Below are 23,794 nucleotides of genomic sequence, written 5' to 3' on the forward strand. Positions count from 1 at the left end.
GGCAATGGTGCAGGGAGGTAACGATATGCAGCCTTATTTTGTTGTAAGTGGAGCTGCGGTACTATTCGCTGTTCTTCTCATGATCCGTATACGACTGACGCGAAGTTCCGGCAGCCGTACCGTAAGTGGAATTGAAATCGGAAATGGTCAAACGATCGGGAGCCGGAGCGAGCAGGATGATTATTTCTCCAGTATGACGACACCTGTCGGTACGCTGGCTGTTGTCGCAGACGGTATTAGTGGACTGGCCAATGGACGTATGTCCAGTACCTTGGCTGTGACGACTTTTACAAAGGCATTTGCCAAGCTGGAAGATGCAACGAATTTGAACGGATATTTTGCAGAAGCGGCAACTCAAAGCAATCGCGGCATTTTGCAAAATTTGAATGGACAGGGCGGAGGAACGACGCTGGCTGCGGTCATTGTGTGCGGCTATCAGCTGTATTACGGAGCGGTGGGCGACAGCCTGATTACGATTTACCGTAATGGTCATTTCCAAACAGTCAATTCCAAGCATACAGCAGAAACACTGTTGGAGGAACGTGTGCTTGCTGGACAAATGACCTCGGAGGAAGCCAAAACGAGTCCAGTGCGCAATCAACTGGTCAACTACTTGGGCTATGAGGGTTTTGAGAGCATGGAACTGGGGAGTGCACCGATTCGTCTGTATTCGGGCGATCATGTGCTGTTGTGCAGCGATGGCATTCAGGAGGCGCTGACGGAGATTGAATTGGAAGAGATTATGCGCAAGGGTGGAACACCGCAGGAAACAGCGGATGCCATGATCGACGCCATTAATGATAAAGGCTTTAAAAGTCAGGATAATGCAACAGTACTTATTTTGGCGATAGGATGAAACCAGAAAGACGGGGGTAGCGATGCGCAAGGACAACAGCGATTTTAGTACCGCCTTTGTGTCGGAAGCGGGCTCTTATATAGACAACCGGGACTATTTTGCATTCATGGAGACGGACGACATGGCCTGTTATGTCCTCGCAGACGGTCTGGATTCGGATCAGGAGCTGCGCAGCGCAGAAATGGTTGTCAAAACGGTGCTGGAAAACTTCATGGAGAAGCCTTCCATGTCCAAGCGGCGCTTGATGAGAGATCTGCGTGAAGCGCAGGAATGGCTGCAATTTGAAAGCCGTCGTGTTCGGCTCAAAGCCAGTCTGCTGATGGTAGTGACCAACTACAACAAAATGGTGTACGTTTCGTGCGGTAATGTGCGGCTATATCATTTTCGCAATGGAAGGCTTAATTTTCGCAGCAAGGATCATAGTCTGGCTCAGTCATTGGCAGATGATGGACGCATTCCAGACGAAGCGACCAGCACACATGAGGAACGTGGCAATCTGCTGGAATACTTGGGCAATCCGAATGGGGTTCATGCCCATTACGCCAAAAAGACGCAGCTTGCAGATGGAGATGTAATCCTGCTCGCCACATCAGGGATGTGGGAGGACGTCGAGTTGGCGGAAATGCTGGGGGCGCTGGAGGAAGCGAAGGACCCGGTCATGCTGACGGACACATTGGAAGAGGTTCTGCTAAGCAAACAGCACCGGACGGTGAACAATTACACGGCTGCGGCCATTTATGTAAATAAAGTTTTTCAGGAAAAGCCTAAAAACCGCCGTAAGCTGATCAAACGGATTTTGATTGCGTTGCTCGCCTTTGTAATCGTGGGAGGGGGAGCATGGATTACACTGGCGCGTATGGCAGCGAACAAGGCGGCTGCGCTGGAAACGATGGTCGAATCGGCTCAGGCCGCGGATGATTATGCCAGGGCAGGAGATTATGCGAAGGCACTCAAGTCCTACAGTGAAGCGAAAAACGCGGCAGTTAAAATTAACGATAAAATTCACAAACGAATGTATACAGCCGAGCAGAAACTGTCTCAATTGCTGGTTGACGGAGACGGCTACGTGGAAAAGGCGGACTTTACCAAAGCTGAAGCCAGCTACGAGAAAGCGCGGAAAAGCGCTGGTCTGTACCCGCCTTTCAATGTGAAGGATATTGAGCATAAAATCGACCAACTGGACAGCTATGCTGAGACGGCGAGCTGGATGAAGGACGGAGATATGAAATTTCAGGGCGGCGATTACACGAATGCACTCAAGCTGTACAAAAAAGCAAATAAGGCTGCGATGGAATCCGGTTATACGTCTGCGCAAAAAGAACTGGAGAAGAAAATTACCGAGGCCAACGATAAATTGACAGCTATTCAGCAGCAGCTCAAGGAGATTCAAGCTGGCAAGCTTCAGGCTAAAGGAGATCGGATGATGAAGGATCTCGATTATGAAGGAGCCATTGATGCCTATAGCGGGGCACAGGAAATTTATCAGGAGATCGATAAGCTCGAAAGTGTTCTGGCATTGGAGCGGAGCATAGCCAAGGCGGAGGAAAAGCAGGGCGCTGAGCAGCAGAAAAACGGTCAGCTTCCTGTTGGATTGGGATTGTCTGACGGAGCGTTGAACGACACGGACGCAGGGGACGCAGCGAGTAATGCTTCAGCTTCCGTTGCTGCAACCCCTGCTGCAGAATCGCAAACGAAGGCTACGCCAACGGCTTCAGCGGGAACTACACCCGCGAAGAAGGAAGTCTCTTCAGCGGCAAAAAATAGCGGTACGGGCGATGGAAATGCCTCTTCGGCCAAGGCGGGTACCAGCAAAGAACAAGGAACTGCTGATTCCGCTTCTAAAGCAGAAGGGGCGTCTGATTCAGAGAACCAAGATCGGGCTGCTGCGAACGGAAGTTAAGTTTTCATGTTCAATGAAGCTGGAGCTGGAAAGGAGTGAGACGTCGTGAAAGAGTTGGTACAGGACCGTTTGAGCAAGATGGACGATTTGGAGCAGAGACGTTTATTGAAAAATATGATGGCGGGGGTATTTATGAACCTCGTCGAATATCAGGAAGAAATGACCCGCCAGCTAGAACGGCGGGTATTTGAGGAAATTGAGAATACGGAAGAAAAGATTGATGTGTACGTGTCATTGACATCGCGTGAGGACTATGACCCGATTCATGAATTTTTATATCCTGTTTTACCGTCGGATACGGAGGAAAAGCAGATTGACATCAGCCATGTGGCAGAGGTGGTACGCGAAGGCGGATCGATGCCGCTGTTTACGCTTTTCCTTGAGATGGAGACCGAACGAATCTCAGCACTGGTGCGCAGCAAGCGAATTTTCTCAGGAATGTTGGTCACGGAAACCGGCAATTATCCGATTCGTTTTCGTCTGGAGCATAACCGTTCTTATATTTTAGAGATTGAGCAGTTATATCACACGTTTATGCAAAATGGCATGCCGTGGAAAACAATTAATCACCCGTACGCTTATAAGTTTGTGGACTGTGTATTGATTGGTGGAGACGGCGAGCCGGCCGCCCATGAAGAAATTCATGAAATTACAATTTCATTGGAGGAATTCGACGGTTTTAAGAAGGGTGACGTTTTTCCGCTTTGGAACATTGAAAGGCTATCTCTAAAGAACAGCGGCTTTCCTATACCCGCTATGGATCGTGTGAATTATGAGCATGTGCTACCTTTGCGAAAAACAGGTCCTGAGCATGGTTACTTGATTGACGGGACTGAAGGCGATATCCGGTATATCAAGCGTACAGAAGAGGAACTGACGATTGTCACACCACGTGATAAGTCTGGCGAATGGAATGTGTTGAAGGTTACGAAGCCTGTTACAACGAGACTTAGTCGTCAGACTTATCCGTTATTGTCCAATCGGCGACAGGACAGCTTTTTGGGCCGCTATGCAGGAAAACAGGCCGTGATTGTCCGTGCCAAAGCGGAAATCATGCGCATCGTAAACTCGTTTGAAGCAGCGCAGGGGCTTGAGCTGGAACGTGTAGACATCTGGGGAGGTGCAGGGAGAAATGATGTAAGCAACCTTTTAACCAAAACCCAGACGTATCCGTTAAATCCGTTTGTCAGCGATAACGTACGGACAGAGGAAGGCAAGCAGATCATGCGTTTGGGGTTCAGACGTGGTTCTGACGATGTTTTGCCCACTGCGCCTGCTTATATTTTATCCGATTTAATGAGCTTTCTAGTATCAGAAGTGCAGATGTATTTTCCGGAGTACAAGTGTGAAGGAGAATGGGTGTGAATTACGTCTGGGATTTGCTCATGCGCGCGAGGGAACAGGGGCTGGATGTAGATAAATTCCGCTTCGTACCCGCTGTCAGCTACTCTCCGTATATGGAGCTTAGTCTGGCAGAGTTGAATACTTCCCATTTGGAGCAGGTAGTGGAAATCAATCCGTACTACCGCTTTTATTCTATTTTTCGGGATCTGTTTCCACCGGATGCTGAAGAGTATCTAGAGCTGAGAGAATCGCTATTTGATATTATGATGCATTTCCTGGCGGAAATGGACTTGTATCAAGGGATGAATCGGCGGGAGTACCATATCCGGTTTGTTCAGCGTGATATTGCAGAGGGCATTTTTGGCCCGAAGGTAAAGGAAGGCTTTGGACAATTAAACCGTGAGAATCAGGACGCGATTGCTGAAGGATTGCTGCGCCTGTATGAGACGGGAGAAGCCGTACATTTGCTAAAAGAAACGATGCGGCGCGTCTTTCATCGCTCAATCATTTACACCAATTGTGAGGAAAAAGACGAACTGCTCATCTATATCGGCCAAGAGGAGACACCATTGTCACGGATTAAAGTGGATTTGATTCTGGATTTGTTTCTTCCGGCACGTTTTACGACGGAATTGTATTGGACAAGTCATTTCGGCATTTTGGAGGAAGATCCTACGATGAAAATAGACGCTATCGCCCTCTATTAAGGCTAAATGGCTAAGAAAGGACATGTGAACGATGAACGGACCCTATACATACAGGTTGCTAGACCCGCTCACCGATCGAAAAAGCATACGCTTCACGGCGAAATACACGCGGGCGGAATTGGAGCAAATGACGACCTTTCAGTTACGCGGAATATGCGATAAGGAACGACTGGTCGAGGGCTTTGCCAATCGCCTAGCACGTGAAGAGTTGATTCGCGTGATTTTGCGATTTCGGAGCGCGGAAGAGCATTTACTCATCACAAGGCCGAATCCTGGCGGCTTTGAACGCATGGAATCGGCACTACAGCGAAACTGGAACGACCGTCGGCAGGAGAGCAGCGGTATCCGGGTTCCCGCCAAAATCACGCTGTATCAGGGTGTACGCACAGGTCGCATGGACAACTACCGGATTGAATCCGATTTGCCTTGGCTGAGCTCATCTAATGTGCTGCTGGTGAATGCAACAGGAGAACTGTGCGGTGTTTTGAATTTGGTGAAGGATGAGGCACGAACAGGCGTATATTATCTTTCTCGTCATCGTGATGCTGAACTGCGAGAGACGTCCAATCATAGTTATAGCCTGCTGTTTCTGCGAAGACAGGAATCAGAATATTTTTATAACCTCTACTATGGAGATAAGCCCATGCTGCCGCTGAAGCTTCAAGGCCACCGGGTTCCTGTGGCAGAGCTGATCATTCGGGGCACGGAAACAACAGATGCGGTGCTTGCGATTGATTTTGGCACCTCGAACACCACAGCAGGTGCTTATTTAGATAGTTCCTACGTTACGGCTCCTGATACAGGTATGAGCAGCACGGTAAGGCTGAACGCCATCAACTATGTGTCATTCCCCGGCCCACAAGGGGCAGAGGGTGACTGGATCGAAGTATTGCCGACTGCTATTCGCGTCGCAGACTGCTCCAATCCGGAACATATCCTTTATGTATTTGGGGAGGATGCACTACGTGGATCTGACGTGGCAGGCAGCCGTGCAACAGTATTGCGGGGGATCAAGCGGTGGGTCAACGATTATAAGCGAATCGAGGAATTAATGGATTCCGAGGGGAATACAGCAACTGCTTCCCGCAATGATATTTTAGCTGCTTTTATCCGTTATGTGATTGCTACAGCCGAGCAGCAATTTAAGTGTCGGTTCCGCAACCTGCACTTTTCTGCTCCGGTCAAGCTACAGCCCCAGTTTATAGAGATGTTTAGCGATATTTTGCCTGATTACCGGATTGAAGCGGAGGATGCGCTGGACGAAGGGTTGGCTGTGTTGTACAACACGCTGGCAGACCAGATGGAACGAGGGACCTTTGCGGATGGTGAAGAATATCAGGCACTTGTCATTGATTGTGGTGGAGGCACGACAGATTTGTCTTCCTGCCGATTCCGAATTGAGAACGGGCGTATTGCTTATAAGCTGGACATTCACACAACATATGAAAACGGGGATACCAATTTTGGCGGCAACAATCTGACGTATCGGATTATGCAGTTTATGAAAATTGTATTTGCAGGTTATTATGCTGCCGAGACTCGTTTGCCTGACACCGATATTGATGCCCTGATCGGCATTCCTTCGGGAGATTTGTACCGTCATGTGGATGAGTTTGGTGTAGATGCTGTGTATGCAGGACTGGAAGAACGCTACCGTGAGGCAGAGGCCATCTTGCCTACCGCGTTCAAACAGTATGAGCATGCTACACGGGATGAATATCAGCGGGTACTGAGTAATTTTCATCTGTTGTGGAGCGCGGCAGAAAATATGAAAAAGGAATTTTTTCTACGTACGGGGATCTTGCGCAGCCGCTTCGAATCCGAGCAGGTATTATCTGCTGAAAGCGACCTGAACATTGCAGTGATGGACCGTTGGCTGGTTTCAGTCATCGAGAACGGACGGTTTCGTGATGAATATGGTTTGCCTGATGTGGTGTTTAACATTCGGGAAATACAGCAGCTTCTTAAGGCGGACATCTACAATATTGTGCGCAAGTTTCTGGATGAGTTTTATCTGGAGGGACGCTTGCAGGATTATTCGATTATCAAGCTAACCGGGCAATCCTGCCGGATTGACGTATTTCGCGAAGCACTCAAGGAATTTGTACCGGGGCGCAGTATTGAGTTTCGTCAAAAGGCAGAGGACCTCAGCCGGGTACCTGAGTTGAAAATGGCCTGTCTGCGCGGGGCTATCCGTTATCTGAACGCTAAAAAAATGGGCACGATTGAGCCTGTCATTACCAATCATATTCCGGCTATACCGTACACGGTTAGCGCATGGACGCATACGGGGCGCGAAAAGGAGCTGATTGCGAGTTTGGAAAGCAACCGGGTACGCGGTTCTATTTCCCGGCCGTCTCATGCGGCTGAGGTGGAGTTCTTCCTGACGGCCGACGACGGCAAGCTGCGTCAGCGCCATGTGTACCGTAGTCGGCCAGAAGCTTTTGAACCCATGCCGTATGAGGAAATTGCCGTGCTGTACGGGCGGGATATCCCGCAGGATGATACGGACTCCATCCGTAATGGGGAAACGAAATATTTTGTTTTTGTCGGGGATAGCCGCTGGGGCTTTTATGTAGTCCCGATTACTCGCCGAGATGAATTGCTGCATCTGGGTCCCAAACGCTTTTTTGCCTTCGAAAATGATCTCTCCGAGCTGGATTTCTTTGACGGCACGAAATAGTAAATTAAGGATTTCGCAAAATGCTGAAATTAGAAAAGTACACAACACTTGGAGGGGATAACGTGCTGTATGCAGGTTTTTGGAAACGAACTTTGGCTTATATCATCGATAGCCTTATTTTATGGTTTGTATTTTTAATATTTGGGTTGATCTGGTTGGTAATTCGGACCTTAGGGGATTGGGTACCGTCTCCGGCAGAAAGCTCTTTGCTCCCAGACGGATCGTCTTCTATTGTTACCATGAAAGTAATAGGACAGACCTTGCTGAATTGGGGAGCTATATGGCTATATTATGCGCTTATGGAATCATCGAAATGCAAAGCCACGGTGGGCAAGCTGGCTCTCGGCATCGTTGTAGTAGATGAGTTTAATCACAAGCTCAGCTTTGGACGTGCTAGTGCCCGCTACTGGAGTAAGCTTCTATCAGTCATCATTTTGTTCGCCGGCTTTATTATGGCAGCCTTTACGGCGAGAAAACAGGCTCTCCACGATCTGATTGCCCGTACCTACGTTGTGGACAAACGCGAGCTGAATTATATCCTTCGTGAGCAGGCTGGGCGCGGAGCTGGAATGTAACATTTAGGTTGGCACACAGATTCAAAGATTCTGATGAACAGCAGGCTTTAAACAGGAGGAGCAGTAGGATGTACGCTGGTTTTTGGAAAAGATTTTTAGCCCATTTGCTAGATTATACTATTTTATTTGTGACTATTCGTTTGATTGATACGTTGCCGTTTGTGACGATAGGGTTTGTCTCTGCGTTCGTAAAAATGCCGAATTTTTCGGAGTTTGTTTCACACTTAGACGATGTGTCGGTGAGAATTTTGGGAGCTATTATTATTTTTGGCCCTCTTTTATTGGATTGGCTTTACCACACCATCATGGAATCATCAAAATGCAGAGGAACGGTCGGCAAGCTGGCTGCGGGGATTGTCGTTGCGGATGAAAATAATGAAAAAATATCTTTCGGACGGGCCAACGCCCGCTACTGGGGTAAAATCATTAGCTTAGTCACTATATTTGTAGGCTATATCATGGCAGCTTTCACTGAAAAAAAGCAGGCGCTGCATGACAAAATCGCTCGTACCTATGTGGTGAACAAAAATTGGCTGGACTACTCTGAGTATATTAAGCAAAATCCATCGCTGACAGAGATGCCTGTCCCGGCTCCTGCACCCGGTGTGAATCGGTTGTCCGTTCCCTTGAATAAAGAAGAGCAGTAATGACGTCGCAGAGCGACCCGGCTGGCGCATAACGTTGCTACGCAATGTCATTACTGAGGTGCCGGGCGACACTTGTGCCGAAATCGGCACGGAGAGGAGGAAACCACATGTTAACCCATATCGTGCCGAAGTTCGAGAAAGGCCGTATTCTCAAAACCGAGATGCTAGAGAACCTGCGGGACTACCCCCGCAGCTTTCTCGATATCCGGTATCAGGATTATTCGGATGGCATCATTACAGGAATGAACGTAACTGTCGGGGAGTACACGCTAACCATTGGTAGAGGCATCGTGAAGCACAAGGGTAGATTGTATCTGCTGGAGCAGGAGCAGGAAGTGCCGTATGCGGCCACAGGGCGGCTGTCGGTGTTGAAGCTGCTCTTTTTGGAACAAACAGATCGCCCGGATTTCACAGCCCATCATGCAGATATCGTGCTGGAGGATGAGGCAGAAATCGGTCTGGATGAGATGGAGCTGGGCCGATTCAAGCTCAAAGAGGGAGCCGTGCTTCGCTCGGATTATCAGGATTTTGCCGACATGGCAACGGAATTCAATACATGGAGTGATATCCATGCTCCTTTTGCGGGTTTGAAGCAGAGTACATTGCGCCCGGAGACGATGCGCTACTTCGCATCCGAGCTGCTTAAAAGTGGTGCATCAGATCCGATGGATTGTATGTTTGCGTTGATGTGCCTGAACTCGGAAGTTGTAGACAGGGAATCCATTCAGCATTACATCGCAAACCGAAATGGTGCGGAATACAGAGATTATTCTCATGCTCAGTTGCATAGACAGCTAGTTCTTATTCTGGAAGGCGCCGGACGTGGAAAACGAACAGCAGGCCGTTGGCAGGGCGGCGGAGCCGGACGGATGATTGTGGATTAGAAAATCAGGTAGAGGAGTGTGCATTATGAAATATGAGGATGAAAAGATTTTGGATCAGCTCCGTGAGATGGAGAAGCTGAAGAGGCCTAACAATATTTTAGCAGGACCCATAATCATTGACGGTCAATCCTATGTGTTTGAAGAGCGGTCTTTCTTTAAGGATCGGCTGAAAATGCATGTCCCCTCTATCTTTAGTCCAATGCCCAAGCATTTGCAAAAGATTAAATATCCTCATGAGCAACGTCCAGAAATGATTTTGACGAATGATTTGGGCAGTGTGGATGTTACCCTGAATCGGGTGGACCAGACGCTACAAGATGAATGGGTGGAACAGCTCACTTCTGGCATGAAGGCAATGATGAAAAATATGAATCCTGCCCATGTATTTTATGAAGAAAAAATAGAAGAGGTACATGGTAAGCAGATTGGCTATTTTGACTTTAAAAGTCCTGCGCTGGACCAGCCCATCTACCACAATATGTTTTACTTTGAGCTGGAAGGAAAGACGGTCATGGGAACATTTTGTTGTCCGTATAAGCAGTATGCTGAATGGCGGGATGTCGCCCTACAGATGATACGCACCATTCAAACGGTTGACGAGGCAGAAAAGGAGGGATATGAATGAGTAACCCCATTTACACCACAGCAGATGTTCAGGTGGCCCCTTATCAGTTTCAACGTGTATTAAGTATCCATCTCATTAAACAGTTAAACGAACATGTGAGCTTCTGCATACGTGGAATTGTTTCGGAGGACAAGCTGGATCAATACGTAGAAAAAGCAGATGAAGATGAGCACATCGAAGTCTTCTTAAAAAGTGAAGGCAAGGAGATCCGGCTTTTTCAGGGAATCGTCACGAATATTGCTGTAAAAGCTGTAAACGGAGTACGCGAGCTTACGATTGAGGCTAGCAGTGAAACCTTAATAATGGACATTCGCCCCAAACGTCGTTCATTCCAAAAAACAGCGGAATCATATAACAATCTATTTTCGCATGTTACAAGTTCATATACTGATGCAGAAGTGATTGGCGAGGCTTCTCATGGCGCAGCTATCGGTGAATTGTTAGTGCAATACAATGAAACGGACTGGGCTTTTGTCAAAAGAATTGCTTCTCGGCTGCATGCTGCTTTAATTCCAATTACGATGCAACAAGGATTGAAATATGTGATTGGTATCCCCCATTCTAGTGCCCCTCAACCGCTGAACGAACATAACTATTCCATAAAAAAAGACTTGAAGGAGCACAAGCTCATGTCCCGTAACGGACTGCCGGAATACGGTGAGTCTAACAGCTTGAGTTATGAAGTGACCAGCAACAAAGTGCTAGAGCTGGGCAGTTCCGTCATTTTTCATAGAAGAACGCTTTACATAGCTAGGGCGGAGACGACCACGGAAGGAAATCTGATCGTTAATCGTTACATTTTACGGGATGCACATGGGTTAAAATGCCCAACCGTCTATGCCTATGATCTTTCAGGAGCCTCTCTGTTTGGCAAGGTAATTGATATTTCCAAAGAAAAAGTAAAAATCAAGCTGGAAATTGATCAAGGCTCGACTGCATCCGGGGCTATGTGGTTTCCCTATTCTACGGTTTATTCTTCTCCTGATGGCAGCGGTTGGTATGTTATGCCGGAAGCAGGTGATCAAATTCGTCTGTACTTTCCGGATGAACGGGAGCAGCATGCTTTTGCCGCCAGTTCTGTCGATCTTGCCTCCTATGATCCTGTTAAAAGAAGTGATCCTGCGGTTAAAAGTATCAGCACCAAATACGGCAAACAAGTCGTTTTCAAGCCTGGTGCAGTAGAAATTATCAACAGTGGGCAAATGCTCATGCGTCTCACGGATGAAGGCGGGATCGAAATTAATAGTAACAAAAAAATAACCCTGTCTGCTCAGGAAGATATCCAAATTACAGGGGGAGCGAAAATTATTATGGAGGGGAAAGAAGGCGTAAGTTTTATTCAATCCGGAGCCAAACTCGACATCATGGACGATGTGAGATTAACCGGGGGTAAGGTGAACATTGAATGAAGCTCATGGATCGGGATGCTGCGTTGCAGGATTTGCTGGAAAAGCACGTATTTACGGAATGGATACATGATTTGGCTCTTATTGAAAACAACTTTCTGACGCGCCAGCAAGCCATTGAAGACGAGCTTATAGCAGCTCTAGAGTCGCTATGCCAGCTCGCTACCCTTCAGCACGAGCAAGGTCGTAAGGGGGATATTCGATATATTTATATCTCCTTGCTCAGAACTCGTGTTGCGAAAAATAAAGCGGTTTATCGTCTAGATGCCTATGATGAAAATTGGTTTCTGGATGAGACTGAATGCGCTGTGGAATGGTCGGCAGACTTTGTTTTCGAGCCTCTGTTCAATCGTATGACTAAGCTGGAAAAGCTTAAATCAGATTATGTCCGTAAGATCTCGACGATGGATATTGAACAAATTCAACAAATTGAGGCGGTCAAATACCATCTGCTCACTGTAGAGTTCTTGAAAAGCCAGATGCCAGTTTTTATAGCTTCCCCTTCGTTAGAAAGGATGCCAAAAGCAAATGTATGCACGATATTTGCTGGAGAGTATCGAGATGATAGCGAAATATTGTGCCGTTTTACGCGTAGTGAGGGAGCTGAGACACGAAAGGGGGAATCTTCATGGATTATTTCCTCTTAAAACAGGATGTGCGGTATACCCATGTTCCTGCGCTACAAAAGGTGATGGAAACGATTGATCCGTGGAAGCTGTATGATTTGCAGCCGGAGGATATTGTCAAGCCATTGATGTTTCACGTGAAGGCAGATGCAGAAAGTATTTTTATTGATTATCTAGAAGGTCCCATCCCACTCATTTCAGATGCTTTAAAACGCCTTGTCCAGGCCTATGTGCCGGAGATGCCTATGAAATTAACGATACTTACTCAGATCGAACAGAGGATACAGAAGAATTACTATATTCCTTTTGTGGAGCGGCTTGCAGCAGTACATCCAGAAAGCGAATGGAATTTAGATCAAAGTGTGCTTAGAAAGCTGGTATTACGTGCAGATGCTATTCGGGGCCACAAGATATTTAGAATCCAGGAGAGTGCTATCCCGATGATCATCGTCCGTTTGGACATTGCGGAAAGTATACTGCGGCGTGATTATACCGGGATCGCTTTGGAGCAAATTCAGGTGAAATAGGGAGGGAAAGGGCACATGTCAGACAATGAGTATTATGTCGTACGGGGGGCTTGTATGCGTTGCACTTGCGGGACCCATCCTCGAAAGATCAATTTGCCGAACAGCCACGGGGCTTATGTTAACGGTAAACCCATGATGAATGAAGGAGATTATTCTCCTGAGAATGTCCCTCATTTTGGAATTTGTACCAGTCCAGAACAGCCGAGTGCCGAGACTATATATCTGATCGCCGAAGATGGCTCCACAATCTCAGGGAAGCCATGCCTACCAATGCTGACGGATAAGTGGAAAAACACAAAAGAACCGACAAAGGTGGAAGGCCAGCCAGCCTTGACGACCTCTTCATTTCAGACTTGTTTATATCATGGATTTATCGAATTTCATACGAATGGCCAGCAGGAGGAGTAGCTGGAAGGGAGGTTTGAAAACATGATAGGATATGATCAGATTCGAATAGATTCCCCTTACCCCATTCAGGTCTTAAAGGATGTTCAGATCGAGTGGAAGCCGGGTGAGCATGGGCGTATTACACTCACAGGCATTTGTAAGGAGTCGAGTCATGCCACGGCTGCGCTGAATGCGACCTCAGAGGATCAGCTACATGTGTATGCGCAGAATGGACAAGAGGAAGTCAGCTTGTTTAAGGGTGTCGTCCATACGGTAGAAGTTGAGAACCATAATGGAGTGTATACACTTACACTGGAAGGAATCAGTGGCTCATTTGAGCTGGATATTGTCAAAAGAAAGCGGTCTTTTCCTGAGGAAAAACAAACATATAAACAGTTAGTGAATAAGCTTGCTCAAGGATATGAGCGAAGTGATGTCTTGTACCAGACCGGAGAGCAGTCGGTAGGCGAAGCCATTTTACAGTATGATGAAACCGACTGGGAGTTTATGAAACGGATGGCGAGCCGTTTACATACAGTGGTGGTCAGCGACATATGGGAGTCCGCATCGCCGAAGCTGTATTTCGGCATGCCTGCTGGCACCCAGCGAACAATTCGGAAGGATACGCCATATACGGCAAGTAAGGATTTAAAGGGCTATCAGCGGGCAGGCGGAAAGTCAGCCGGGCTACATGATACCGACTTTTTCAAATACGAGATTGAAAGCGGAGAACGGTATGCTCTTGGAGACGAGATGCAATTTCGCCAGAAAATAATGATTGTAACTGAATTGCGAAGCCGCATGGAAAAGGGGCATTTGCTATTCAGTTATGTGTTGGCCCGCGCAGAGGGCATTCGCAGTGATTTCATCCCCAATCCCAAAACAATCGGAATTTCTCTGGAAGGAGAGGTCATTGCGGTACGGGGAGAGGAAGTGAAGCTGCGGCTGGCGATTGATAAGGATGATGGGGTATCCGAGCCGCATTGGTATCCGTTCGCTCCCCCAACGGGAAGTGCGATGTACAGTATGCCGAAGGTGGGAACACAGGCAAGCCTGTACTTTCCAGATGCGTCTGGTTCCAGAGCAATGATTTTGGGTGCGGTTCGTACAAATGGAGACGGTTGCGCGAAAACGAGTAATCCTAATGATCGATATTTTGGAACGGAGCATGGAAGTGAGCTGAAAATGGCACCGGGTCGCATCCATATCATGGGTGATCCGGGTGGGACATTGCAGATGAGTCTGGACGATGCTACTGGGATTGAATTAACTAGTCCCAAGAAGTTATCGTTAGAAGCAGAGCAAGAAATCATTCTGAATACGCCGAAGAAAATCATTATTGATGGAACCAGCCAGGTCATGGCGTATCAAACGGGAGGAAGCACGGGGCTTTCGGTAGAAAACGAATACCACGTGTTGGGAGGAAGCGTCTGGGCGGACGGTAGCGACCGAACTGCATACCCGCCGTTTGATGATGAACCGAAGGAAGGCGAGCCACCTCCACCGCCGCCACCCCCTGAACCGTTTAACTGGGGCAAGCTGGGGATGAATATTTTGGGCGGTTTGGCAGTAGTGGCAGCCGTAGCCGTGGTAGCAGCCATTACGGTAGCGACGCTTGGAGCGGGTACGGTGGTCATTGCAGCGGTAGCCGGAGGAGCGCTGCTGGCGGGTGGCTTGGGTGTAGCAAGCTTGGCCGCATCAGATATCGCCCGAGGGGAAGTGAGCGACTTCAGCGACTATGCCCTGACCGGCTTGAAGGAAGCGGGAATCGGGGCGGTATCTGGAGCAATCTTTGGCCCTCTCGGTGTAGGGGGAACCTTACTGAGGAAAGCAGCGATCGGCGGTGTCACAAATGCCGCGGAAAATCTAGCGAGTCAGGTGCTGAGTGGTGAAAAGATCAACTGGGGCTCAGTAGCAAAGGACGCGGGATTGGGTTTTGTCACCGTAGGCGTACTGGATTCCAAAGTAGGCAAGGCCATTGGCGGATTCGCTGAAAAAGTAGGCAGCAAGGTTACACCGCAATGGATTAGCAAAGGTGTAGATGCAGTCGGGGCAGGCTTTGGCAAAGCTGTAACCAAGCTGGAGCAGTCCGGCAGTAAACTGGGTCAGAAGTTCAATGAGCAACTGAGTAAAATGGCAGACGGCCTCAGCCCCGGGAAGTTGGCCACAGCCAACGGAGCGCCAGTTCCGCACGTTAATAAGATGGACAGCGGACCACTTCCACAGACGGATGTGCAGAAGAATTACAACAAGGTCATGAAGGAAATGGAAGAGAGCGCGGCGAAAAAGGTTGAGGGAACAGTAGGAAGTAAAGAAAAAGTAACTGTTAAGAAGTATGGTGAGTGGAAATATGATAAATCTGGGAAGCAAAAGCATCACCTTAATCAAGATGCTGCATTTAAAAAAGATGGGAATGGCAAACAGGTAATCCCGTCAGATGAAGGATATACTATCGAATTAGAGGGCAATGCATTTAAGGATGTTGGTTCACCACATTTTATGGCACATAAAACTATGGAAGAATTTTTTAATAGATATAGAAAAGGGGATAAAAAAGGTTTAATTCCTACAAATGCTGAATATAACGTAGCATTATATAAATCGTTGAGAAAGGCCGGATTAACCGAAAAACAAACCTTAGATGTAGTGGAGAAAGCTAGAAGCCAACGGTTAAAATATGGTTTACAAGATGATGATCCAATACCAAAAATACCAGGACAAATAAATTCTATATATAAATATTTATTTCAAAAAATAAAACTAAACTGAGGGGAAGAAAATGAACGAAGTAAAGGATTTTTACGATAATACAATATCTAAAATTGACTTTTTCAGTAACTGTGGGGATGCTATTAATGCTACACTCAATGTTAATGTTACGCAAGTACGTAACTGGGTTGATGTTGAAAAAAAAAGTTAATTCTACTTGGGATAATGTTAGACTCCAAATAAGAAATCAACTAACTTCGACTCTACATGAGAATTGGCGAGAAGAATACAGACAGTGGAATAATATTACTATGGAGGCTAAATTATTACTTAAGGATGGAGTCCTTAAAAATATTTCTACATTTATAGAAAGAAATAAATTAAACAATTGTATATATGAGAGCGTTGAGTGGGATTTGCTTACTGCAATGATGGAATATGCATATAGCACGTATGTAAAACCAGGCTTTCATACAGAATTGTTGGAAATATATAATTCAGGACATATACCTTGTGGTTGGAAAGGGAAGTGGCCTCAAGGAAGCCTATTGGTATTCTAACAGCCTATGGGAGGACTTCAATACAAAGAGATTGCTTATAAGAGGAAGTGATAATATTGGATATAAATAATCAATTATTAGAACATTATAAGAAATACATTGGTGAGCCAGATTTAATAAATATAGAGACCGTTTCAGAAAGTCTAAATATAAACTTAATCATTTTTCGAGCAAACGACCAAAGAGACTTTCATACTATTATAACGTCAGGAATGAGCTTATTACCTGCACAAGTTTCAGAAGATAATAAAGATTGGGAATATACAGAACTTATCATGTATCTTCCGGCATCATGGCCTGTGGCTAAAGAGGATATTAAAGATTTTAAAGATTATTGGCCATTTGGTTGGCTAAGAAAACTTGGCAAGTTCCCGCATGAAAGAAACACATGGTTTTGTTATGGAGACACTATACCTAATGGGGAACCTCCAGAACCAATTGCAAATGACAATAATTTCACTTGTATGCTATTATTACCTCCCATTCGTGAAGATGAAGGATTTAGCTCGTTAATGTTAAGTAAAGATAAAACAATACAATTTTTAGTTGTTTGTCCAATATATCAGGAAGAAATGGAATTTCAACTATCAAAAGGTTTTGGTGCTCTTCTTGAAAAGTTTGATGAATACAACGTAAATGATATTGTTGAAGTTAATAGATTAAATGCATGTAAATAAGGATATTAATAGCTAATTAAAAGAGCGAGAATAACAGATTGTAAAAAGAATTCACACAATTAATTGGCCCCAAAATTATAATTTATCTTAAAAAACTTATTTCACTCGAACATGAGAGGAATAAGTTTTTTTCTCGTAGAGAATAACCAGTTGTGTGCTATGGTGACACTATAAAATACTGGTGAATAGCCTCTAGTCTCCAAAACAAGCAGTGAACTCTTAGAAGGCTATTCAATGATTAGCTTATTTCTAATTAAATCGACCCTATGAAAGCCTATACATTCTTTTAAATAAAAAAGTTGACATATGTTTAAAAACAGGAAAAAAGTCACTAAGACTAAAGTCTCTTGTTAGATGAATTATGCATTCCTTAATCTGATGAAATTCGACATTTTTTATGCTAGATGGATTGTTCGAAATTAAGCTAGAAGTCAATGGGGTTGTCGCATCAAGGAATAAGCCCCGTTTAGGAATTCATAAGTAGGAAACTGGAACGGAGAAGTAGTGCTATTGCGCAATTGTGCTTGTCCTTTATGAGTATTTCTAATCGTTCATTCACATTTTATTAATTCAGTTCGATTAGATTAGAATATTTGCATACATATGTATAAAAATGAGTATTAAGTCTCGGAAACTCCCTTTGCTACTGTGAATTGACAAAATATGAAGCAGTGGCTAATATGGTTGGGTACACGGGAGATATTGGAATTTATAAAGGGGTAATGAGTTTTGAACAAGAGACTAGATAACAGATGTAGTAACAAAATGAAATGGGGCCAAACGATTTTTGGAGCGCTGTTGGCGCTTAGTCTGGTGTTACTCAGTGGGGGTAATGCGTGGGCCTCATCCAATGAACAATTAAATTGGATTGAGGGCGGCCGAAAGGTAGATCTGGGAAAAATGGCTACGGTTGAACTGGACTCATCTCTTCTTTTCTTGGATGCAGCTAACACAGCAAAGGCAAGCGAGATGAATCATGATAAGCCATCTGGCAAGGAAATTGGGAGTATATTTCCGAAAGATGAAAATCAAAATTGGGAAGTTGTTTTTGAATACGATGAACTTGGACACATCAAGGATGATGAAAAAGAAGATATCGATGCGGATGCTATTCTAGATAGTTATAAAGAGGGGACGGAAGAGAGTAACAAGGAAAAAGCGGAAAGTGATCGCTTGTATGTTACGGGCTGGGATGTCGAGCCTTTTTATAATGAAGGGACCCATAATCTAACCTGGTCTATGTTGGCGGAGGATGGGAACAAGGAAAAGCTGATCAATTATAATGTTCGCTTGCTCACTCGTCAGGGTTATATCTCTGCAATATTAGTGTCCGATCCTGCGCATTTGGACGCAGATAAGAAGTTTTTGAATGAGAACATATTACCCAAGCTGACAGTCAAATCAGGTGAGCGGTACGAGGAATTTAATGCTTCAACGGACAAAATTTCCGAATACGGCCTAACCGGGTTGATTTTGGGAGGAGCAGGCTTGGCAGTAGCTAAAAAAGTAGGCTTGTTGGCATTACTCATTGCTTTTTTTAAGGGCGCGGGAATTAAGGTTATCCTACTTATTGGTGCTGCTTGTGCAGGTGTGTTTGGCGTGATAGGCAAGTTTTTTGCCAAATTATTTCGCAAGAAAAAATCGGAATCCATGCACAATGAAACGAACGCCCAGGATCAGTCAGAAACACTACAGTAAAGATAAAAAACACTCCATAAAATTGCTGATAAAAAGGAGATGGTGTTGAGCGTAAAACACAATCTCAGGTAGCCTGAGAAGCACAACCTGGATACGTAATTTGAGCAGAACAATATGAACAGATGATCATGGTGACGTTAGACCCGTGAATCATCTGTTTTTCATTTGTTTTATCCCTTGTAATACTTTCGGTACACCGCGGGCGTTGTGCCTTCATACTTTTTGAATATTTTGATAAAATACCCCGGCTCATTAAAGCCGAGCTCGCTACTGATCTGAGATACAGGAATATCTGTAGCTTCGAGCAACTGCTTCGCCCATCTAATCTTCAAGCGGGAAAGATAGCTGGAAAAGTTCTCACCCGTTTCCTTGGCAAACAGCCGACTAAAATAGCTTGGGCTAATGTGGCACAAGTCAGCCATGGCTTTCAAAGAAAAAGTTTCACCCTTGTGCTCAAAGATATATTCGAAGGCGGATTTGAGTACGGGATTTCCGCACGGAATATCCACATCTTCTGAGGAATTCAGATAGGCATCTGCTAAGAAATTATTCATTTCTTTCTTAAGGTTTTCGATATGCTCCAGCGAGTAGCCAGGAAGGATCTCGGACAACTGCGGAGTGGAATGTGTGGCCGACGCCTTCTCGAACATTTCCGCGAGAAGATTTTTGTTCATGGCTTCTTCTACAATATAATTACACAATAAGGATAACATGTTGGAGATCGTCTGAATTTCCTGATAGGTCATGGAGGGCAGATCGGCGTAGTCGTTCTTAAGTTCCTCCCATTTGGAACTGTACAGTTTTTCATTTTTTGACGTGAGGATTTGCTCCAGCTGTAGGGCACTCGAAGGATCGGCTAAGCGGACCTGACCTGCCATGACGGCGCCGATGTACTTATCGTCAATAATGATCGGTACCGCGATGTCGACGATGTCATAATGACAGAGATAAATATAAGGTTTGTTGGAACGTACCGCTTCAAGTCCACCGCGAGAGTCACATTTTTGGCAGTAGGGAAGGAGATTCTCATTCTGACGAACCTTCTTGCAGAACGATTGGCATTGGCTGTGGCTAGTTACGGGATTCCCTTTATAATCGACGGTAAGAATAGCTAATTGGGTAACGGATGCTAATGAATCCTGCAACTGCTCCCACTTTTTTAAATCAAAGATTTTCTGGATGCTCAAATGTTCACGTATCAAGATCTCATCCCTTAATAGTAAATTATCCTGTAAGCGATAACAAAAAAGTACAATTCGTGATCCTTAGTGCAAAAAAATACGATTGTAGATTATAATATATTCCTTGATTCCTCCAATGTAAAGTTTACATGGTTCGGTTATAGTTTTAATCAGAACGAAGCCAACACAATCATAAGGAGGAATTATAGATGAGAAAAGCTTTTATCAGCCCAAGCAAATATGTACAAGGTGAAAATGAATTGTTGAATTTGGGTTACTATGTGAGCACCTTCGGCAAATCCGCTTTACTGATTGCGCATCCTGCCGACGTGGCGCGGGTAAAAGATAAACTTGATTCCACTTTGGGTAAATATAACGTGACTTTTATTGAAAGCGGTTTTATGGGTGAGTGTTCCAGACAGGAAGTATCCAGACTTCAGGAAATTGCTACTGCAAACGGATGCGATTGTATCGTAGGTCTTGGCGGCGGGAAAGCGATCGACGCGGCGAAATGCGTAGCTCAAGGGGAAGCGCTTATCATCTGTCCGACGATTGCTGCGACAGATGCACCGACAAGTCACTCGGCCGTTCTGTACACTCCGGAAGGTGCTTTCGACGATTACGCCTATTTTAAGCAAAGTCCGAGTGTCGTATTAGTCGACACCACCGTAATTGCCAATGCACCAACCCGATTCCTTGTATCAGGTATGGGTGATGCACTGTCAACTTACTTTGAAGCCCGTGCGACCTCCCGTTCTTACTCCTGGGTCAATGCCGGACTGCCTAACGGAGTACGCGAAGGACAGTGTGCGCCAGCAGTAGGTACAAATGCGGCGATTGCACTTGCAACGCTATGCTATGAAATGCTGTTGAAAGACGGTGCCAAAGCAAAAGCGGCATGTGATGAAAACCAGGTTACGCAAGCACTCGAAAATATCATTGAAACTAATATTTTACTCTCAGGCCTCGGCTTCGAGAGCGGTGGACTTGCGGCGGCCCATGCGATTCATGATGGACTCACGATTTTGGAAGGCACGCATCATTATTATCATGGAGAGAAAGTTGCATTCGGCACGATCGCACAGCTGGTGCTCGAAAACGCACCGACGGAAGAATTACATCGGGTACTTGATTTCTGTTTAGCCGTCGGTTTACCGGTCTGCTTGGCTGATATCGGCGTCGATCATATCAGCCAGGAAGAACTTATGGAAGTAGCTGCAAAGGCCTGCATTTTGGAGGAATCGATTCATTCCATGCCGTTTCCGGTCACAGTGGAGCAGGTTGCAGCGGCAATCGCTGCGGCCAACCGTATCGGGAGCCAGTACAAAGCGGAGGTAAAGTAGCATGAAAAAGGTCATCAACCGTGCGGAAAATTTGGTCCTTGAGATGTGCAGTGGTATTGCGCTCGCGCATCCTGAGTTGGAATTTCTGCCAAAATACAAAGTGCTCAAGAAAAAGGAATTGAACGCGGAGAAAGTAACGCTCATCAGCGGCGGTGGCAGCGGGCATGAACCCGCCCACGCCGGCTTCGTTGGCCAAGGGATGCTCGATGCCGCGGTCTGCGGTGATGTCTTCGCCTCTCCCTCACAAATTCAAGTATATCAGGCCATCCGAGCGACGACCGGGAAAAAAGGTGCGCTGCTGATTATCAAAAATTACAGCGGCGATATTATGAACTTTAGAAACGGCGCCCATCTGGCCACTGAAGACGGTCTGGAAGTGGACTATGTAAAGGTTGAGGACGACATCGCGGTAGAAGACAGCCTATATACAGTCGGACGGCGCGGAGTGGCGGGAACGGTACTCGTCCACAAGATCGCGGGTGCAGCGGCGGAAGAGGGCCGGAGTCTGGCGGAAGTTAAAGCAGTAGCCGAGAAAGCCGCTGCGAATGTACGCAGTATCGGATTCGCATTGACTTCGTGTACCGTGCCGGCGAAGGGCACGCCAACATTAGAGCTCGGGCATGATGAAATCGAGTACGGTGTTGGCATTCACGGCGAGCCTGGGACCAGCCGCGAGAAGCTGACGGATGCAGATACGCTGGCAGCCAGAATGGTAACCGATCTCCTTCGAGACATGCAGATCGAAACTGGATTCAGCGGAGAAATCGCCCTGTTGATCAATGGTTTCGGCGGTACGCCTCTGCAAGAACTGTACCTCTTCAACCATTCGGTCACTCGCGAACTAGCAGCGAAGGGGGTCAAGATTGATCGTACTTTTGTCAACAATTATATGACGAGTATCGATATGGCAGGTATCTCGGTTTCCATCATGAAGCTGGACAAGGAACTGAAAACGCTCCTCTCTCATGAAAGCAACGCGCCTGCGTTCAAGGTGGCTGGACCTGTTGATCATGTCGTATTCACGGATATTTCAACTGTAGCAGACGAAAAGCGGCAAGTATCCTTTGAGGTAGAAACGGACCCTGCCTTCGCAGTTATTGAAAACAACAAAATTACGTTGAACAATCTTACCTACCTAGTCGATAAGATGAGTGAGGTTATCATCAAGAATGAGGTACCTTTCTGCGATCTTGACGCTCATGCAGGCGACGGCGACTTTGGCATGAGCGTTGCTAAGGGATTTCGTCAGCTGAAACGGGAATGGAGAGACATCCTGAATCAAGACTCTTTGACGATGGGAGCCTTTCTTCATTCATGCTCGCTCGTCATCATGGAATACTGCGGTGGCGCTTCGGGTCCGATCTGGGGCTCAGCATTTCGCGCAGCGGCACGATCTGCTGGCGAACGAACCGAACTCACCGTTTCCGAATTCGCAGATATGATGCAGGCTGCGGTGCAAGGCATACAATCAACAGGCGAACGTTCTTTCGGCAGAGGAGCCGTTGTTGGCGATAAAACACTTATAGATGCATTAGTGCCATGTGCAGATAGCTGGTTGGAGAGCGCAAAATTAGATTTTGACGTGAAGACAGCCTTTGTAAGTGGTGCTCAAGCCGCTGTATTAGGGGCCAAAAAGACGGAAGACATCGTGGCGCGTATGGGCCGTGCCGGAACGGTAGGAGAGAGAAGCCTTGGTTATCCAGACGCGGGGGCTTATGCGCTTGGCGTGATTTTTACGGAGCTTGCTGATTGTTTGAACTGATTTTCTATAAATCCAAAATTACTGGCACGAACACTTCGTTTAGATTTCCATTCCTGCCCGTACCACTCGCTAATTCTTAAAAATTCAAGGTTTGTTCATTGCAATTGATGTGCATTAGGTTTATAATTTCAGACGGATTCAACGGGCTTATCCCGGAATCCATGGGAGTTCATCCCATCTGAGCTAGCTTACTGCATGCTCAAATATGAATTAAGCGAGGGATTTACAATGAAAACCTGCTGCACCATCCAAGTTGACGAAGACAGTTTAGTTATTGATTTGCCAGAAGAAGGAACCACGCTAGAGTCCCTGCTCGGTGATATTGAGAGCTGTGGAGGTAGTGAAGAACCTTGGCTGCAACTTATTGACAAGGTAATAGGTAACTCATCTGAGACTGTACTGACAGAGCAAGCGACGGATGGCGGCGATATGAAGAAAGATCAGACGACCAAAGAACCTCAAGCAACTGCTCAGGGGTAATAGGGAGATCATACGTTAAGACGATATTTGTAACATTATTCGATCACATATAAGATCATCTATAAGACTGCTACCGAGCCAAGGCACGGGAAGCGGTCTTTTTTTATTAAAATAACTAAAATTCTCCGAATTTTGCAATTGGTAAATGAGTCTTTTGTCCCTTTAGTACTCCATAGTAGCCAACCAAGTAGAACACATCCCAAAACCGTGACTTCCT

General features: G+C 46.1%; 22 protein-coding genes. 21 read left to right on the forward strand and 1 reads right to left on the reverse strand.

Translation table 11 applies throughout. The features are described 5' to 3' along the window. Positions 1-25 precede the first annotated feature (25 nt). The 18 genes from ACWA2B_RS15860 to ACWA2B_RS15945 all read left to right on the forward strand — a co-directional run bounded on the left by ACWA2B_RS15860 (position 26) and on the right by ACWA2B_RS15945 (position 18,811). Entirely contained in the window at positions 26-856 is an 831-nt protein-coding gene (locus ACWA2B_RS15860; protein ID WP_250270555.1) for a PP2C family protein-serine/threonine phosphatase, read from the forward strand. A gap of 22 nt (positions 857-878) precedes the next feature. After that, on the forward strand, positions 879-2,756 hold the full coding sequence (locus tag ACWA2B_RS15865; RefSeq protein WP_449292382.1) for a serine/threonine protein phosphatase: 1,878 nt from the start codon (positions 879-881) through the stop codon (positions 2,754-2,756). Between the two features lie 45 nt (positions 2,757-2,801). After that, the gene (locus ACWA2B_RS15870) at positions 2,802-4,121 is read left to right on the forward strand and encodes a normocyte-binding protein (RefSeq protein WP_069012495.1); all 1,320 of its coding nucleotides are present in this window, start codon (positions 2,802-2,804) and stop codon (positions 4,119-4,121) included. Continuing rightward, positions 4,118-4,807: an iron-dependent peroxidase gene (locus ACWA2B_RS15875; RefSeq protein WP_165149635.1), complete on the forward strand. Its 690-nt coding sequence runs from the start codon at positions 4,118-4,120 to the stop codon at positions 4,805-4,807. Before ACWA2B_RS15870 ends, ACWA2B_RS15875 begins: the two co-directional genes overlap by 4 nt. A gap of 31 nt (positions 4,808-4,838) precedes the next feature. After that, positions 4,839-7,490 (forward strand): molecular chaperone, encoded by a 2,652-nt coding sequence (locus ACWA2B_RS15880; protein ID WP_165149633.1) that lies wholly within the window; start codon positions 4,839-4,841, stop codon positions 7,488-7,490. 62 nt (positions 7,491-7,552) lie between these two features. Beyond that, entirely contained in the window at positions 7,553-8,065 is a 513-nt protein-coding gene (locus tag ACWA2B_RS15885) for an RDD family protein (protein ID WP_165149679.1), read from the forward strand. Positions 8,066-8,133: 68 nt separating this feature from the next. After that, positions 8,134-8,712, forward strand: a complete 579-nt coding sequence (locus ACWA2B_RS15890) for an RDD family protein (protein WP_029515674.1) — start codon at positions 8,134-8,136, stop codon at positions 8,710-8,712. 107 nt (positions 8,713-8,819) lie between these two features. After that, on the forward strand, positions 8,820-9,596 hold the full coding sequence (locus ACWA2B_RS15895; protein WP_340886180.1) for a DNA and RNA helicase: 777 nt from the start codon (positions 8,820-8,822) through the stop codon (positions 9,594-9,596). A gap of 25 nt (positions 9,597-9,621) precedes the next feature. After that, positions 9,622-10,221, forward strand: a complete 600-nt coding sequence (locus tag ACWA2B_RS15900; RefSeq protein WP_039272935.1) for a hypothetical protein — start codon at positions 9,622-9,624, stop codon at positions 10,219-10,221. Further along, positions 10,218-11,630, forward strand: a complete 1,413-nt coding sequence (locus ACWA2B_RS15905) for a phage tail protein (protein WP_449292383.1) — start codon at positions 10,218-10,220, stop codon at positions 11,628-11,630. Before ACWA2B_RS15900 ends, ACWA2B_RS15905 begins: the two co-directional genes overlap by 4 nt. Next, positions 11,627-12,274: a hypothetical protein gene (locus tag ACWA2B_RS15910; RefSeq protein ID WP_340932905.1), complete on the forward strand. Its 648-nt coding sequence runs from the start codon at positions 11,627-11,629 to the stop codon at positions 12,272-12,274. Before ACWA2B_RS15905 ends, ACWA2B_RS15910 begins: the two co-directional genes overlap by 4 nt. Continuing rightward, on the forward strand, positions 12,256-12,780 hold the full coding sequence (locus tag ACWA2B_RS15915; protein ID WP_029515669.1) for a hypothetical protein: 525 nt from the start codon (positions 12,256-12,258) through the stop codon (positions 12,778-12,780). The genes ACWA2B_RS15910 and ACWA2B_RS15915 overlap by 19 nt, the downstream gene beginning before the upstream one ends. A 15-nt stretch (positions 12,781-12,795) precedes the next feature. Beyond that, complete coding sequence (locus ACWA2B_RS15920) at positions 12,796-13,188, forward strand: DUF4280 domain-containing protein (RefSeq protein ID WP_029515668.1); 393 nt, start codon at positions 12,796-12,798, stop codon at positions 13,186-13,188. Between the two features lie 21 nt (positions 13,189-13,209). Next, positions 13,210-15,936 (forward strand): hypothetical protein, encoded by a 2,727-nt coding sequence (locus ACWA2B_RS15925; protein WP_449292384.1) that lies wholly within the window; start codon positions 13,210-13,212, stop codon positions 15,934-15,936. A 10-nt stretch (positions 15,937-15,946) separates the two neighbouring features. Then, positions 15,947-16,087, forward strand: a complete 141-nt coding sequence (locus ACWA2B_RS15930) for a hypothetical protein (protein ID WP_449292385.1) — start codon at positions 15,947-15,949, stop codon at positions 16,085-16,087. 100 nt (positions 16,088-16,187) lie between these two features. Next, complete coding sequence (locus ACWA2B_RS15935; RefSeq protein ID WP_449292386.1) at positions 16,188-16,436, forward strand: hypothetical protein; 249 nt, start codon at positions 16,188-16,190, stop codon at positions 16,434-16,436. Between the two features lie 56 nt (positions 16,437-16,492). Then, entirely contained in the window at positions 16,493-17,113 is a 621-nt protein-coding gene (locus ACWA2B_RS15940) for a suppressor of fused domain protein (protein WP_029515664.1), read from the forward strand. 765 nt (positions 17,114-17,878) lie between these two features. After that, entirely contained in the window at positions 17,879-18,811 is a 933-nt protein-coding gene (locus tag ACWA2B_RS15945) for a DUF2167 domain-containing protein (RefSeq protein ID WP_449292415.1), read from the forward strand. Between the two features lie 170 nt (positions 18,812-18,981). On the opposite strand, the gene ACWA2B_RS15950 is transcribed toward ACWA2B_RS15945, so the two are convergent. Continuing rightward, positions 18,982-20,013 (reverse strand): PocR ligand-binding domain-containing protein, encoded by a 1,032-nt coding sequence (locus ACWA2B_RS15950; protein ID WP_318627524.1) that lies wholly within the window; start codon positions 20,011-20,013, stop codon positions 18,982-18,984. 188 nt (positions 20,014-20,201) lie between these two features. Between ACWA2B_RS15950 and ACWA2B_RS15955 the strand changes: the two genes are divergently transcribed. From ACWA2B_RS15955 to ACWA2B_RS15965, 3 genes are all read left to right on the forward strand, one after another. Beyond that, positions 20,202-21,335 (forward strand): glycerol dehydrogenase, encoded by a 1,134-nt coding sequence (locus tag ACWA2B_RS15955; RefSeq protein WP_449292387.1) that lies wholly within the window; start codon positions 20,202-20,204, stop codon positions 21,333-21,335. A gap of 1 nt (position 21,336) precedes the next feature. After that, entirely contained in the window at positions 21,337-23,097 is a 1,761-nt protein-coding gene (gene dhaK / locus ACWA2B_RS15960; RefSeq protein ID WP_069012505.1) for a dihydroxyacetone kinase subunit DhaK, read from the forward strand. A 228-nt stretch (positions 23,098-23,325) separates the two neighbouring features. After that, on the forward strand, positions 23,326-23,577 hold the full coding sequence (locus tag ACWA2B_RS15965) for a hypothetical protein (RefSeq protein WP_039273050.1): 252 nt from the start codon (positions 23,326-23,328) through the stop codon (positions 23,575-23,577). The last annotated feature ends 217 nt before the right edge of the window (positions 23,578-23,794 follow it).

The sequence above is a fragment of the Paenibacillus sp. CMM36 genome (assembly GCF_053570945.1).